The organism is Rhodococcus sp. P1Y (assembly GCF_003641205.1).
Taxonomy (GTDB): Bacteria; Actinomycetota; Actinomycetes; order Mycobacteriales; family Mycobacteriaceae; genus Rhodococcoides.
In genome coordinates this window covers 4,626,908-4,641,353 of sequence record NZ_CP032762.1, presented here as the reverse complement: position 1 = coordinate 4,641,353, position 14,446 = coordinate 4,626,908, and the positions used below count along the sequence as shown (strand labels likewise).

The 14,446-nt window shown below is 64.8% G+C and carries 8 protein-coding genes and 1 tRNA gene; 5 read left to right on the top strand and 4 right to left on the bottom strand.

Annotated features, from left to right (window positions below):
• The first annotated feature begins 18 nt into the window (after window positions 1–18).
• From rph to D8W71_RS21370, 3 genes are read left to right on the top strand one after another with little or no spacing between them, the layout of a single operon-like run.
• A complete protein-coding gene (rph, locus tag D8W71_RS21380) occupies window positions 19–807 on the top strand; it encodes a ribonuclease PH (RefSeq protein WP_121116358.1) in 789 nt (262 codons plus the stop codon).
• Window positions 800–1,411, top strand: coding sequence for an RdgB/HAM1 family non-canonical purine NTP pyrophosphatase (gene rdgB, locus D8W71_RS21375; RefSeq protein WP_121116356.1), 612 nt, complete (start codon window positions 800–802; stop codon window positions 1,409–1,411). Before rph ends, rdgB begins: the two co-directional genes overlap by 8 nt.
• Window positions 1,412–1,424: 13 nt before the next feature.
• Window positions 1,425–2,204 carry an esterase/lipase family protein gene (locus D8W71_RS21370; RefSeq protein ID WP_236077546.1) on the top strand — a complete coding sequence of 260 codons (780 nt, stop codon included), beginning with the start codon at window positions 1,425–1,427 and terminating at the stop codon, window positions 2,202–2,204.
• Here the strand turns inward: D8W71_RS21370 and D8W71_RS21365 are convergent, their stop codons facing one another.
• From D8W71_RS21365 to D8W71_RS21355, 3 genes are all read right to left on the bottom strand, one after another.
• A complete protein-coding gene (locus D8W71_RS21365; protein WP_121116352.1) occupies window positions 2,205–2,555 on the bottom strand; it encodes a DUF3817 domain-containing protein in 351 nt (116 codons plus the stop codon). It abuts the gene before it with no gap.
• Window positions 2,556–2,571: 16 nt separating this feature from the next.
• Complete coding sequence (locus tag D8W71_RS21360; RefSeq protein WP_201265156.1) at window positions 2,572–2,958, bottom strand: transcriptional regulator; 387 nt, start codon at window positions 2,956–2,958, stop codon at window positions 2,572–2,574.
• 65 nt (window positions 2,959–3,023) lie between these two features.
• Window positions 3,024–3,105, bottom strand: a tRNA-Leu gene (locus D8W71_RS21355).
• Between the two features lie 135 nt (window positions 3,106–3,240).
• Here D8W71_RS21355 and D8W71_RS21350 point away from each other — a divergent pair.
• On the top strand, window positions 3,241–3,999 hold the full coding sequence (locus tag D8W71_RS21350; RefSeq protein ID WP_121119715.1) for a TetR/AcrR family transcriptional regulator: 759 nt from the start codon (window positions 3,241–3,243) through the stop codon (window positions 3,997–3,999).
• Here D8W71_RS21350 and D8W71_RS21345 read toward each other — a convergent pair.
• Window positions 3,996–4,745 carry a hypothetical protein gene (locus D8W71_RS21345; RefSeq protein ID WP_121116347.1) on the bottom strand — a complete coding sequence of 250 codons (750 nt, stop codon included), beginning with the start codon at window positions 4,743–4,745 and terminating at the stop codon, window positions 3,996–3,998. The two genes, D8W71_RS21350 and D8W71_RS21345, sit on opposite strands and share 4 nt — an antisense overlap.
• Window positions 4,746–5,165: 420 nt before the next feature.
• On the opposite strand from D8W71_RS21345, the gene D8W71_RS21340 reads away from it, so the two are divergent.
• Window positions 5,166–14,444: a type I polyketide synthase gene (locus tag D8W71_RS21340; protein ID WP_121116345.1), complete on the top strand. Its 9,279-nt coding sequence runs from the start codon at window positions 5,166–5,168 to the stop codon at window positions 14,442–14,444.
• The last annotated feature ends 2 nt before the right edge of the window (window positions 14,445–14,446 follow it).

Here is a 14,446-nt window from a genome sequence, read left to right as displayed (position 1 = left end):
AGCCACTAAGGTGAAACCGTGTCGAGACGAGAAGACGGACGAGCGGACGATGAACTCCGCACCATCAAGATCACGCGTGGATTCACCAGCAACCCGGCGGGTTCGGTACTGGTCGAGTTCGGCAACACCCGGGTCATGTGTACGGCCAGCGTCGAGGAAGGCGTTCCGCGCTGGCGCAAGGGGTCGGGCCTCGGTTGGCTGACAGCCGAGTACGCCATGCTGCCCGCCGCCACGCATACCCGTAGCGGCCGAGAGTCGGTCAAGGGCAAAGTCGGCGGTCGGACCCAGGAGATCTCTCGCCTGGTCGGTCGGTCGCTTCGCGCGTGCATCGATCTCGCCGCTATCGGCGAGAACACCATTGCTCTCGACTGCGACGTGCTGCAGGCCGACGGAGGAACTCGTACCGCCGCAGTGACCGGCGCCTACGTTGCACTGTGCGACGCCGTCACGTATCTGCGCGCTGCAGGCCGACTGGCCGATCCGCAGCCGATCTCGTGCGGGATAGCGGCAGTCAGCGTCGGAGTGGTCGACGGCCGCGTCCGACTGGATCTTCCCTATGAGGAGGACTCCCGCGCCGAGGTCGACATGAACGTCGTCGCCACCGACACCGGGACCCTCGTCGAAATCCAAGGAACGGGCGAGGGCGCGACGTTCCCGCGTTCCACCCTGGACAAGCTGCTCGACTCCGCGCTCGCGGGCATCGAGCAGTTGTTCGAGGTGCAGAAGGCAGCACTGGCCGAACCGTATCCCGGTGTACTGCCCGAGCCTGCTGCGGCCGAGTCGTCGAAGAAGAAGTTCGGTGGCTGACGTCAAGCTCCTCGTCGCGAGTCGTAATGCCAAGAAGCTGAAGGAGTTACGACGCGTTCTCGACGCCGCGGGTGTATCCGGTATCGAACTGGTCGGTCTGGACGAGGTGCCCGAGTTTCCGGAGGCGCCGGAGACCGGGGCGACTTTCGAAGAGAACGCACTGGCGAAGGCACGCGACGGGGCGGCCGCCACGGGATTGGCCTGCGTTGCAGACGACTCGGGGCTCGAGGTGGACGCGCTGAACGCAATGCCGGGAGTTCTGTCGGCGCGGTGGTCGGGAGTGCACGGTCAGGACGACGCCAACACCGCGCTCCTGCTTGCTCAACTCGGCGACGTTCCGGACGAGCGTAGGGGAGCGGGATTCGTGTCCGCCTGCGCATTGGCTGTCCCTGGCGGGGGCGAGAGCGTCGTGCGTGGTGAATGGCGGGGAGTGATCGCTCGTAGCCCGTTGGGAGAGAACGGGTTCGGGTACGACCCTGTCTTCGTGCCCGAAGGAGACAGGCGTTCGGCGGCCGAACTGACACCGGAAGAGAAAGACGCAGCGTCGCACCGCGGGCGTGCACTGAGATTGTTGATTCCGGCGTTGCAAGCGCTGACGTCGTAGGACACTGGTGGTCGTGAATCGTACGGCCGTGATTGCGGGATTGGTAGGAGCGGCGGCCTGTGCTGCGCCAGCAGTGTCTTCGGCGCAGCCCTCGTTCCCGGAAGCGGCGGTCTATTCCGTCCTGCACCCGGGCGCCACGCCGGCGGGGGTGAACAACTTCGCCTGTGAACCCAGTGACGCGCATCCCGAACCGGTAGTGCTGGTGCATGGGTTCCTCGAGAACGCCTACGACAATTGGGCGTCTTTGGGGCCACAGTTGGTCAGCGAGGGCTACTGCGTTTTCGCGCTCGATTACGGTGCACCCGCGGGCCTCCCGGTGGGCGGGCTCGGTTCGATATCGGACAGTGCTGCCGAGTTGTCCACCTTCGTCGACGATGTTCTCGGGGCAACTGGCGCGTCGAAGGTGGCGATAGTCGGTCACTCCAAGGGCGGTGTGGTTCCGCGCTACTACGTCCGCTTTCTGGGTGGGGTCGAACGCGTGTCCAAGATCGTCGCGCTGTCGCCGCCCAACTATCCGGTTCCAGGTCCGCCCGCGGATGACTCTCTGGCGCAACTGAATTCGCCTACCGACACCGTCCCAGGGGTGGAGTACACCGTTATCGTCACCCGCTACGACCAAGTGGTGCCGTGGGAGGCGTCCCTACTTCGGGGTGAGGGGGCCCGGAACGTGGTGCTGCAGGACCTGTGCCCGGCTGACGTCGTCGAACACACGGGCATTTCCTACGACCCCGTGGCGCAGCAGGTCGTTCGGAATGCGCTGGCCGGCGTCGACACCCCGGCCGTTACCTGCTGACTAGACCCCGAAGTCGCGCTTGACCTGGGTGGTGCGCCAGTGCTCGACGAAGAACGACAGGAACGGAATGGTGCCCGCCAGTAGCGTGCCGATGGTTCGGGCTGCCGGCCAGCGGACCTTGATGGCCAGGTCGACGGTCAGAATGAGGTACACGAGGTAGACCCAGCCGTGCACGACGGCGATCCAACTGGGAAGATTCTCCACTTTGAAAATGTATTTCGCGACGACCTCGACGGTGAGGACGAGAAGCCAGATGCCGGTGGCGTAGGCCAACACTCGGTAACGCAGGAGAGCCGACGCGATCTTCTTCTGGCGGTCGGTCGAAACGGGCTTGTCCGCAGCCGTACTCACTGTGGTGGTGCTCCTGTCATCGTTCTCGGGAGCGGTCGAGCTCGGCGAGATAGCTGTTGTACTCGAGAAGTTGGCGGGCCTCGACGTCGTCGAGATCGTCGTCCACGTAGGTCGGCCGCGCAGGCAGAAGATCGGCGGGAATTTCACGCGCGATGTCGTCGGTCGGGTGTTCGTCGTTCTCGGCCGATTCGGCGTCGTCCTCGAGCTGTACGAACCTGCGATACGCGTAGATCACGAAAACCGCGAACAGCGGCCATTGGAAGGCGTAGCCCAAATTCTGTCCGTTTCCGCCGACGGATTCGAATCGTTCCCACTGCCACCAGCCGAGGGCAAGACACGCCACCGCCGACACGAGTACCAGCGCAATGAGCGCTGGACGATGGTGAGAGCGGGATTTTGCCACACCACGACGGTACCCGAGCCTCTACTACCTCTGGTAGTTAGGGAGACGGGAGTCATGGGATTTTGTGCGCGAGGGGGGACTTGAACCCCCACGTCCTGAGACACTGGAACCTAAATCCAGCGCGTCTGCCAATTCCGCCACTCGCGCGAGTGCTCGGCAAGTCTACAACGCTGCCGATCCGGTACTCGAATCCGCTTGGATGTGACCTCGACGCCATCTGATCGTATGGATGGACCGTTCGAGCGATGGGCGTGCTCGGGCGTACAGCGTACTGTTCGTCGTGTGGCGCGTAAGGAAGAATCGGGTTTCGATCCAGCGAGAACGCTCGGGCTGCTGTGGCGAGTGAACGAGAAAGTCAGCCGGTCAGGGTTGACGATCGACGCGATAGTCGACGCCGCGATTGTGATCGCCGATTCCGAAAGCCTCGATGCGGTATCCATGCGGCGAATCGCCGATCGACTGGGCGCCGGGACGATGTCGCTCTACACCCATGTTCCAGGGCGGGACGATCTGGTGGATTTGATGATCGATCGAGCGCTGAAAGGCCTGTACGCGACGGTGGACGAGCCGAGATCCTCAGGCGGGTGGCGCGATGGTCTACTGTTCGTCGCCGAGCGAAACTGGCATCTGCTCCGTCGACATCGATGGATGCTCGACGCGCAGGGTGGCCGAGCGGTGTTGGGCCCGAACGTCAGCGACAAATACGAAGCCGAACTCCGCGTGCTCGACGGTATCGGGCTCACCGATGTTCAGATGGACTCGGTGCTGACGCTGGTGCTCAACCATGTGGCGGGCAGTGCCCGTGCACTCGCTCAGGTCGATCGGGTTCGAGAGCATTCTGGAATGACGGATCAACAGTGGTGGGACGCGACCGCTCCGGTTCTGGAATCGGTCATGACGCCCGAACGGTATTCCGTGTCGTCCCGCGTCGGGACCGCCGCAGCGACGCATTACGACGCTGCGAGCGATCCCGTGCACGAGTACGAGTTCGGTGTCGAGCGGATTCTCGACGGTGTAGCCGCGCTGATCGAAAGTTCTTAGACGGCAGTCGCTTTCGTTGTATTCGGTCGGCGCAGTTCACGCCACAAAGCGTGCTGGAGCGTCGGTGAATCGGTGCCTAGTTCCTCGGCTGCGCAGTGCATCAACTCCAGCATTCCGCATTCGTCGACCTGCTCGCCGATAGCGTTCGACACGAACTGCACCAGCAGTGAATCCTCGGAATCCCGACCGCCTGCGAGATACACAAGACTTCGCCAAGTCTTGTATCCGACGCCCGTGATCGACGTGAAGGCCCTCGCCTGCGCAAGGTACCGATGTGAGTCTTCGTCGGCATCGGCGAGGTCTTCCGACCGAACCACCCCGACCTCGGTCAAGGCTGCTGCGGCCTTCGCGGCCGCCTCGGCCTTGGTCGTGGAGTTTCCGGCAACGCGCTGACGGTTGCCGAGCAACTCCTCCAGCACGTGCGGTGCTTCTACGAACGACGCGAGAACGGACAGGTCGTCGAGCGGGCCGTCGCCTCGGTGCTCGCGCCATCGCGAAATGACGCGACGGACTCCATTGCCTTCGCCTCCGTAGGTCGCACGTGCCGCGAACACGGAGTCGAGCAGAGCTGCTTCTATTTCGCCCTGCCAACCGGGGAACCAAAACGGCGACGCTTCTTTGGACAAGGTTTTCTCGATGATCGCGACGAGGGCAACGACCTCCCCCTGATGTTCGGTCGCAGCCTCCTGAGCGGCAGGACTGTCGGCAACGCGATGTGAATGGATATGTGTAACTGGCGAATACATGAAAACCCCCCTGTTGGTTTGCGTGCCGGGGAAGTTACCTCGCCTGTCCGACAATTCTTCGGATCGGCGCCCGTGTGTTCAGCCTCACATAACGGAATGATAACGATTGATATGAGGATTTCCTCATGTTTTTCGCTCGTCGATCGGCGCGCTGCCTGCAGCGACGTTTGTTACTCACCAGTTCGGCGACCGGTACGAAATCCGCAGTTCAGGTGCTTACTGGCGGGTAGCACTTGGACGTCAAACGAAACGTGAGGTTTTCCTCATGATTTTGTGTCAACCTGGTTGCACGCGGATAGAGCCACCGCGCTGCCGGTCAGCGTTCGCTCCTCGATTTCGCCCCCTCGGCGCCATGCGGCCGCCACAGACGAAAGCAACTTCGGACCCCCCTGGGGTTGCTCACGAGAGGAACACAAGCACTTGACGATCAACGAGAGCACACCATCACACGGACAGGGCGCGGGAAGATTCCCCAAGAGCGGTGGCGGTTCTCGTACCCTCGCAGACCGCTTCGCGGCCGGCGAGCCTTACGCACTGGCGTTCGGCGGTCAGGGATCGCCATGGCTCAGCTCGCTCGAAGAGCTTGCGCGTGATTCCGCACTCGAGCCCGAGCTCACCGACCTCGTCAACGAGTCGGCCGCGATTCTGACTCCGGTCGCCGACGAGCTCCTTGTCGTCCGCTCCGTCGGTTTCGATCCCATCGGCTGGATGTTGGAGCAAGACCTCGCCGACGATCTCGACGGCGCCGGCTCTTTCGGCCCCTCCGAGGCGGCACTCACCTCCGCAGCGGTTTCTCTGCCCGGCGTCTTCCTGACTCAGGTTGCTGCGTTGCGCGCCCTCAAGCTGCAGGGCCTCGACCCCGCGGAAGCTCCTCCCGTCACCGTCATCGGACATTCGCAGGGGCTCATTGCCGCCGAGTCGGTCAAGAGCAACGGCAGCGAAGACGCACACCTTCTCGCGGTTGCGCAGTTGATCGGTGCCGCAGCCGGACTCGTCGGTCGTCGTCGCGGAATCCTCGGCGCAGCCGACCGCGCTCCCATGGTCTCGGTCTCGAACGTCGAGCCGGAGCGGCTCCAGGCGATCGTCGACGAACTCGCCATCGACGGTGCTCCCGAGCGCTCTGCAGTGCTCGCCATCCGCAACGGTCGTCGCCGCGTCGTTCTTGCAGGCCCGCCTGCACAGCTTGCGCGCGTTCAGCAACGCGCCGAGCAGATCGCCGTCTCCGAGGAGCGTGAACGTGACTCCAAGAAGCGCGGCGGAGCTGTGTTCGCCCCGGTATTCGAGATTCTCCCTGTCGAGATCGGCTTCCACCATCCAGCACTGAGCGACGCGGTCGAACTGGTCGCATCCTGGGCTCAGCGCACCGGGCTCGACGTCGATGTCGCCCGCAGGCTCGCACAGCGCATCCTCGTCGACCCCGTCGACTGGGTTACCGAGATCGACGGCGTCGTCGCCGCCGGTGCCAACTGGATCCTCGACCTGGGTCCGGGCGACCTCCTCACCCGCATGACCACCCCCGCCCTCCGCGGCCAGGGCGTCGGGATCATCGCGGCGTCGACTCGCGGTGGACACCGCAACCTCCTCACGCCGGGCGCAGCGCCCGAGGTTCAGCCGTCCTGGTCCGAATTCGCACCCCAGCCAGTCACGTTGCCGGACGGCCGGGTCGTCGTCGAGACATCGTTCACCAAGATGACCGGACGCTCGCCGATCCTGCTTGCGGGAATGACCCCGACCACCGTCGATGCGAAGATCGTTGCTGCCGCAGCGAACGCAGGTCACTGGGCCGAGCTCGCCGGCGGTGGACAGGTCACCGAGGACATCTTCACCGACCGCGTCGCTGAGCTGTCCCAACTGCTCGAGCCGGGCCGCGCTGTGCAGTTCAACTCGCTCTTTCTCGATCCGTACCTGTGGAAGTTGCAGCTCGGCGGACGTCGTCTGGTCCAGCGCGCTCGTGCCGCGGGTGCCGCATTCGACGGCGTCGTCGTCACTGCGGGTATCCCCGAACTCGACGAGGCCGTTGCACTCATCGAGGAGCTCACCGAAGCGGGGATCAGCTACGTCTCGTTCAAGCCCGGTACCGTCGCGCAGATTCGCGCGGTCATCCGGATAGCGAACGAGGTTCCGTCCTATCAGGTCAACGTTCACATCGAGGGTGGTCGCGCAGGCGGACACCACTCGTGGGAAGACCTCGACGATCTGCTGCTGGCCACCTACGCAGAACTTCGTTCTCGTCCCAACCTCGTCATCTGCGTCGGCGGCGGCATCGGTACTCCCGAGCGTGCAGCCGAGTACCTCACCGGTACCTGGTCTGCCGTGCACGGCTACCCGAAGATGCCCCTCGACGGCATTCTCGTCGGAACCGCTGCGATGGCAACACTCGAAGCGACCACGGCACCGGAGGTCAAGCAGCTTCTCGTTGACACCCCGGGAACTCCGGACTGGGTCGGCGCAGGTACCGCCAATGGCGGAATGGCCTCAGGCCGTAGCCAGCTCGGCGCCGACATTCACGAAATCGACAATGCGGCATCGCGATGTGGACGCCTACTCGACGAGGTCGCAGGCGATTCCGAGGCAGTAGCGGAACGCCGCGACGAGATCATCGCTGCGCTCGACGGCACCGCGAAGCCCTTCTTCGGCGACGTCGCGGACATGACGTACCAGCAGTGGCTCACCCGCTACCTGGATCTCGCCATCGGCACCGACGTACGCAAGGATTTCGATTGTGGTGGCGGATTCACCGACGCCTTGAACGAGGCGACCGAATCCGTGTGGCTCGACGTCACATGGCGCACCCGATTCCTCGAGATGCTGCAGCGCGCCGAGGCACGTCTGCACCCGGTCGACCGCGGTCCGATCCCGACCTTGTTCGCAGATGTCGAGACACTTGAGCGCCCGCGTGCCGCACTGAGCTCCTTGGTGGCTCAGTTCCCCGATGCCGGCGATGTCGTTCTGCACCCCGCCGACATCACCTTCTTCACCTCGCTGTGCCGACTGCCGGGTAAGCCCGTCAACTTCGTTCCCGTCGTCGACGGCGACGTCCGTCGCTGGTGGCGGAGTGACTCACTGTGGCAGGCACACGACGCTCGCTACTCGGCGGACCAGGTATGCATCATTCCCGGCACCGTCGCCGTCGCAGGCATCACCCGCGTCGACGAGCCCGTCGGCGAACTGCTCGATCGTTTCGAGAAGGCAACAGCAGATCAGCTGATCGCCGAAGGAATCGAAGCCAAGCAGATCGCAAGCCGTCGGCACGTCGAGATCGCACCGGGACTTCTCGGCATCGTCCTCGCCGCCCCCGACGTCAACTGGGCTTCGCGGATGACACAGAACCCCGTTGCACGCCTGGGTGATCCCGCGGACTGGCTCGTCACCTCCGAGTCCGTCGCCTCGCATCCGCAGACCGGATCCACACTGACAGTGGTCGATTCCGAGCACGTCGATCTGAGGGTTCCGCTTGCTCCGGGCAAGGAGGTCAGCATTCGCTTGACCGTCCCGGCGTCGACCATCGACGGAGGCGCACCCGTCGTCACTGCCGACGATGCACAGACATCGATGTCGGCGCTCCTCGGAGTTGCAGCAGGACAGGATCTTCCGAAGGTCAAGAACGGCGCGGCTCGCATCAGCCTGGCGTGGATCCCCGACATGGTCGCCGATCACGCAGGCGTCACCGGTTCGGGTCTGCCCGAGTCGTTGACCGTCAGTGACAAAGCCGTTCCCGACGTGCTCGTCGGCGCCTGCTGGCCGGCCGTGTTCGCCGTACTCGGTTCCGCGCGTACAGATTCGGGCCTCGATGTGATCGAGGGCATGCTCGACCTGGTTCACCTCGACCACAGCGTGAACCTCGTCGGCGAACTCCCGACCGACCCGTCGATCCTCGTGGTCAAGGCCGAAGCCGGAGAGGTGCTCGACACCGACCTGGGCCGTGTCGTCGAGGTGACCGTCGAAATCGGTGCTGCGCTCGGTGAAGGTACCGAAGCGCCGTCCATCGCAACTTTGGTGGAGCGCTTCGCGATTCGCGGACGCACCGGTAAGGGTGAGCTCGTCGACCCGGCTCGCGCCGGTGGTTCGGTCTCGGCCGACGCCAAGGACACACCGCGTCGACGTCGTCGTCAGGCCACGATCGTCGCTCCGCGCAACATGGCTGCGTTCGCACAGGTCTCGGGTGATCACAACCCGATCCACACCTCCGATTCCGCAGCGCTCCTCGCCGGTCTCGGTAGCCCGATCGTGCACGGCATGTGGCTCTCGGCTGCTGCCCAGCAGACCGTCACCGCTGTCGATTTCGAGGACACCAAGACCCCGCCGCGTCGCTTGACCGCGTGGACAGCACGATTCCTGGGCATGGTTCGCCCAGGAGCGGAGATCGACGTCCGCGTCGATCGCACCGGATTCGATCAGGGCGCCGAGCTCATCGAGGTCGGCTGCCGTGTCGACGGTGAGCTCGTCATGGTCGCGACGGCACGTACCGCCGCACCGAAGACGGTCTACGCATTCCCCGGCCAGGGCATCCAGCGTCAGGGCATGGGACTCGACGCCCGTTCACGTTCCAAGGCTGCCCGCGAAGTGTGGGAGCGTGCCGACAAGCACACCCGCTCAGCTCTCGGATTCTCGATTCTCGCTGTCGTGCGGGACAATCCGACGACGCTCAAGGCGCGCGGCGTCACGCACAAGCATCCCGACGGCGTGCTGCACCTGACGCAGTTCACCCAGGTCGCCATGGCGGTCCTCGGCGTCGCGCAGGTTGCCGAGCTCCGTGAGTCCGGCGTGTTCGTCGAGAACTCGATTCTCGCCGGACACTCCGTCGGTGAGTACAACGCTCTCGCTGCCGTCGCCGGTGTTCTTCCGCTCGAAGCCGTTCTCGAGGTCGTCTTCCAGCGTGGATCGGCGATGCACGCACTTGTCCCACGTGACGCTGCGGGGCGAAGCAACTACCGCATGGCGGCGATCAGGCCGTCGCAGATCGGTCTCGCCGACGAGGACGTTCAAAGCTTCGTCGCCGGTGTCGCCGAGGAGTCCGGTGAGTTCCTCGAGATCGTCAACCTCAACCTGCGTGGCAGCCAGTACGCCATCGCCGGCACGGTCGACGGACTCGGCGAGCTCGAGAAGAAGATCGCGATCCGCCGGGCCGAGTTCGGTGGCAAGGCCGCTTACATCATGGTTCCCGGCATCGACGTGCCGTTCCACTCGACAGTCCTGCGCGGGGGAGTCGACGACTTCCGCACCCGACTGGAGGCGCTGCTGCCCGAAGATCTCGATCCCGAGATCCTGCTCGGCCGTTACGTTCCGAACCTGGTTCCGAAGCCGTTCTCGCTCGAACGCGAGTTCATCCAGGAAATCGCGGATCTGGTTCCTTCGGAGCCGCTCGACGGTGTCCTCGCTGACTTCGATTCGTGGGCGGCACGTCCGCACGATCTGTGCCGCGTCGTTCTCACCGAGCTGCTGGCATGGCAGTTCGCCAGCCCGGTGCGCTGGATCGAGACCCAGGACCTGTTGTTCGCCGACGAGGCGGACGGTGGCCTCGGCGTCGAGCGCTTCGTCGAAATCGGTCTCAGCGCAACGCCGACCGTCGCCAACCTCGCATCACAGACGCTGAAGTTGCCGGGTCGCTTCGGGTTGCCGGTCGAGGTCCTCAACGTCGAGCGTGAAGCCGCGATCGTCTACGGCACCGACACCGATCCTGCGCCTGCCGAAGAAGAAGAGTCGGCACCCGTTGCCGAGACTGCAGCCGCTCCCGCAGCAGCAGCCCCGGCCGCCGCACCTGCCGCTGCACCGTCCGGTGGACCGCGTCCCGACGACATCGCCTTCAGCGCAGCAGATGCAACCAAGATCCTGATCGGCCTGTGGACCAAACTGCAGCTCGATCAAATCGGACCCGCTGACACCATCGAAGCCCTGTGCGACGGCGTGTCCTCGCGTCGTAATCAGCTGCTCGTCGACCTCGGTTCCGAGCTCTCGCTCGGCGCCATCGACGGTGCTGCCGATGCCGACATGGGTGCGCTCTCCGGCACGGTCAACAAGCTGGCTCGTACGTACAAGCCGTTCGGCCCCGTGTTGAGCGACTCGATCAACGACCACCTGCGCAAGGTGTTCGGGCCGTCAGGACGTCGACCCGCCTCCATCGCGGACCGCGTCAAGAAGACCTGGGAACTGGGCGACGGTTGGGCCAACCACGTCACCGCCGAGGTCGCCCTCGGTACTCGTGACGGCGTATCGGTGCGCGGTGGCGCTCTCGGCGGACTCGCCGACGGTGCTCTGGCCGACGGCGCTGCCGTCGACAACGTCATCGACTCGGCAGTGGCCGCAGTTGCTGCCCGTCGCGGCGTCGCAGTCTCGCTGCCGCAGACCGGCGGTGGCGGCGGAGGAACCGTCGACGCTGCTGCACTCGGTGAGTTCACCGAACACATCACCGGACGGGACGGAGTGCTGGCTTCGGCTGCTCGCCTCGTGCTGGAGCAGCTCGGCCTCGCCGACGCTCCGAACGCACTGGCCGTGGAGAACCCGGACGCGGCGCTCGTCGATCTGGTTGCGGCAGAACTCGGTTCGGATTGGCCGCGCCTCGTCGCACCCGCATTCGATGCTCGACGCGCGGTACTGATCGACGACCGCTGGGCCACTGCCCGTGAGGACCTGGCCCGTCTGTGGCTCGGTACCGCAGGTGACCTTGCAGTCGAGTCCTTCGCAGGTGCAGGCAACGCTGTTGCCGCACAGGCACAGTGGTGGAAGTCCAAGGCCGCCGCCGAGGGCAAGGCAGTTCTTGCCGACACCTTCGGCCGGATCGCCGCGATCGCGCTCGACTCCGACGAGAAGGGCGAGTGGTCCGACGAGGTCGCCGTGATCACCGGCGGCAGCAAGGGCTCGATTGCCGCATCGGTCGCAGCCAAGCTGCTGGGTGGGGGAGCGACGGTCTTCGTCACCACCTCACGTCTCGACGAGGAGCGACTCGGCTTCTACCGCAGCCTGTACCGCGAGAACGCTCGCGCCGGTGCATCACTGTGGGTCGTGCCCGCCAACATCGCGTCCTACTCGGACGTCGACGCACTCATCGAGTGGATCGGCTCCGACCAGGTCGACAATGCCGGTGGCGCAAAGACACTCGTCAAGGCCGGAATCACCCCGACCTTGCTGTTCCCGTTCGCTGCGCCTCGCGTCGTCGGCGAAATGTCCGACGCCGGTGGCCGTGCCGAGATGGAAATGCGGGTGCTGCTCTGGTCTGTCGAGCGTCTCATCGCCGGACTGTCGAAGATCGGTTACGACAACGACGTCGACACACATCTGCACGTCGTCCTGCCTGGTTCTCCGAACCGCGGAATGTTCGGTGGCGACGGTGCCTACGGCGAGTCCAAGGCCGCGCTCGACGCCATCGCGGCGAAGTGGGGCTCGGAGAAGAATTGGGCCGAGCGGGTCACCATTGCTCATGCGCACATCGGCTGGGTTCGTGGAACAGGCCTCATGGGCGGCAACGATCCGATCGTCGAGGCAGTCGAAGCAGAAGGCGTGCGCACCTGGTCCACGGACGAGATGGCAACCGAACTGCTGAAGCTCTCCGACGCTAAAGCTCAGCGTCAGGCTGCGGAAGCACCGCTGCTCGCAGATCTGACGGGCGGCTTGGCGAACACCAAGCTCAACCTCGTCGAGCTGGCTCGTGAAGCTGCGGCAGCGGCTGCCGACAAGGTCGTGGAAGAAGCCGACAGCGCGGTCATCGCCGCACTGCCTGCACCGCCGCGGCTCGCTGCGACCACCGCTCCGGCATGGCCGAAGCTCGACGTCGATCCGAAGGACCTGATCGTCATCGTCGGTGCCGGCGAGCTCGGGCCGTACGGCTCGGCTCGTACCCGCTTCGAGATGGAGGTCGACGAGCAGCTCTCTGCTGCAGGCGTTCTCGAACTCGCGTGGAACACCGGCCTCATCGCCTGGGAGAACGACCCCAAGCCGGGCTGGTACGACATCGAATCCGGCGACTTCGTGCCGGAAGAAGAGATCGCGGACAAGTACCACGACATCGTCGTCGAGAAGTGCGGTATCCGCACCTACGCTGACGACGGCGCCATGGTCGGCAACTCTGCGCCGCTCATGACCTCGATCTTCCTCGACAACGACCTGACGTTCGTCGTCGGAACCGAGATCGACGCACGCTCGTTCGCTGCAGCCGATCCCGAGCACACGCTGATCACTCCGGTTCCGGATTCGAGTGATTGGCAGGTCACCCGCAAGGCCGGCACCGAGATTCGCGTTCCGCGCAAGATGAAGCTCACCCGCACCGTGGGTGGACAGATTCCAACCGGATTCGATCCGACCAAGTGGGGCATCTCGCCCGACATGGCCAGCTCGATCGACCGAGTTGCACTGTGGAACATCGTCACCACGGTCGACGCGTTCATCTCCTCGGGCTTCAACCCGTCGGAACTGATGCGCTGGGTCCACCCGACGCTGGTCGCCAACACCCAGGGCACCGGCATGGGCGGTATGGAGTCGATGCGCTCGCTGTACATCGACACGTTGCTCGGCGACGCTCGTGCGAACGACATCCTGCAGGAAGCTCTGCCGAACGTCGTTGCTGCGCACGTGGTTCAGTCGTACATCGGTAGCTACGGCGCGATGGTTCACCCCGTCGCCGCCTGCGCCACCGCGGCAGTCTCCGTCGAAGAAGGCGTCGACAAGATCAAGTTGGGCAAGGCGCAACTGGTCGTGGCCGGCGGCTTCGACGACCTGAGCACCGAAGGCATCATCGGCTTCGGCGACATGTCGGCAACAGCGGACTCGGCAGCGATGTCCGCCAAGGGAATCAGTGATCGTCGATTCTCGCGGGCCAACGATCGTCGTCGCGGCGGATTCGTGGAGTCGCAGGGCGGCGGAACCATCCTGCTGGCGCGCGGAGACCTTGCACTCGAAATGGGTCTCCCGGTCCTCGGTGTGGTGGCGTACGCACAGTCGTTCGGCGACGGTGTGCACACCTCCATCCCGGCTCCGGGACTCGGCGCACTCAGCGCCGGTCGCGGCGGCAAGGATTCGACATTCGCACTGTCACTGAACGCTCTTGGCGTCAGTGCCGACGAGATCGCCGTGATCTCCAAGCACGACACCTCCACCGCAGCCAACGACCCGAACGAGGCCGAGCTTCACACCCGCCTCGCAAAGGCCATCGGCCGCACCGACGGTGCACCGCTGTTCGTCGTCTCGCAGAAGAGCCTCACCGGACACTCGAAGGGCGGCGCCGCAGCATTCCAGCTGATCGGACTCTGCCAGGTGCTCACAAACGGCGTCATCCCGCCGAACCGCAGTCTCGACTGCGTCGACGACAAGATGACGAGCTACGAACACCTCGTGTGGGCTCGGGAGCCATTGAGGTTCGGTGACTCGGTGCCCCTGAAGGCCGGTCTGCTGACCTCGCTCGGCTTCGGACACGTCTCCGGCCTCATCGCCGTCGTGCACCCGCAGGCGTTCGTCGAGGCTGTACCCGTCGCACAGCGCGAGGAGTACGTGGCCAAGGCGAATGCGCGTCGTATCGCCGGTCAGCGCAGGCTGATCTCCGCAATGGTGGGAGGTGACGCCCTGTACGAGCGACCGGACGACCGAAGGCTCGGACACGACGGGACGCCCGCCAAGGCGTCGCGCGAGCTCGAGGCAGACGTCTTGCTCAACGAGGCTGCACGCCTCGGCGACGACGACGTCTACCGCTCGGGTCTGCCGGGGTGCAAGTAGAT

What these genes read in the sequence shown, in the direction of transcription:
- D8W71_RS21345 (WP_121116347.1), bottom strand. Translation starts at nt 4,745, where the DNA reads ATGTATTCGCCAGTTACACATATCCATTCACATCGCGTTGCCGACAGT.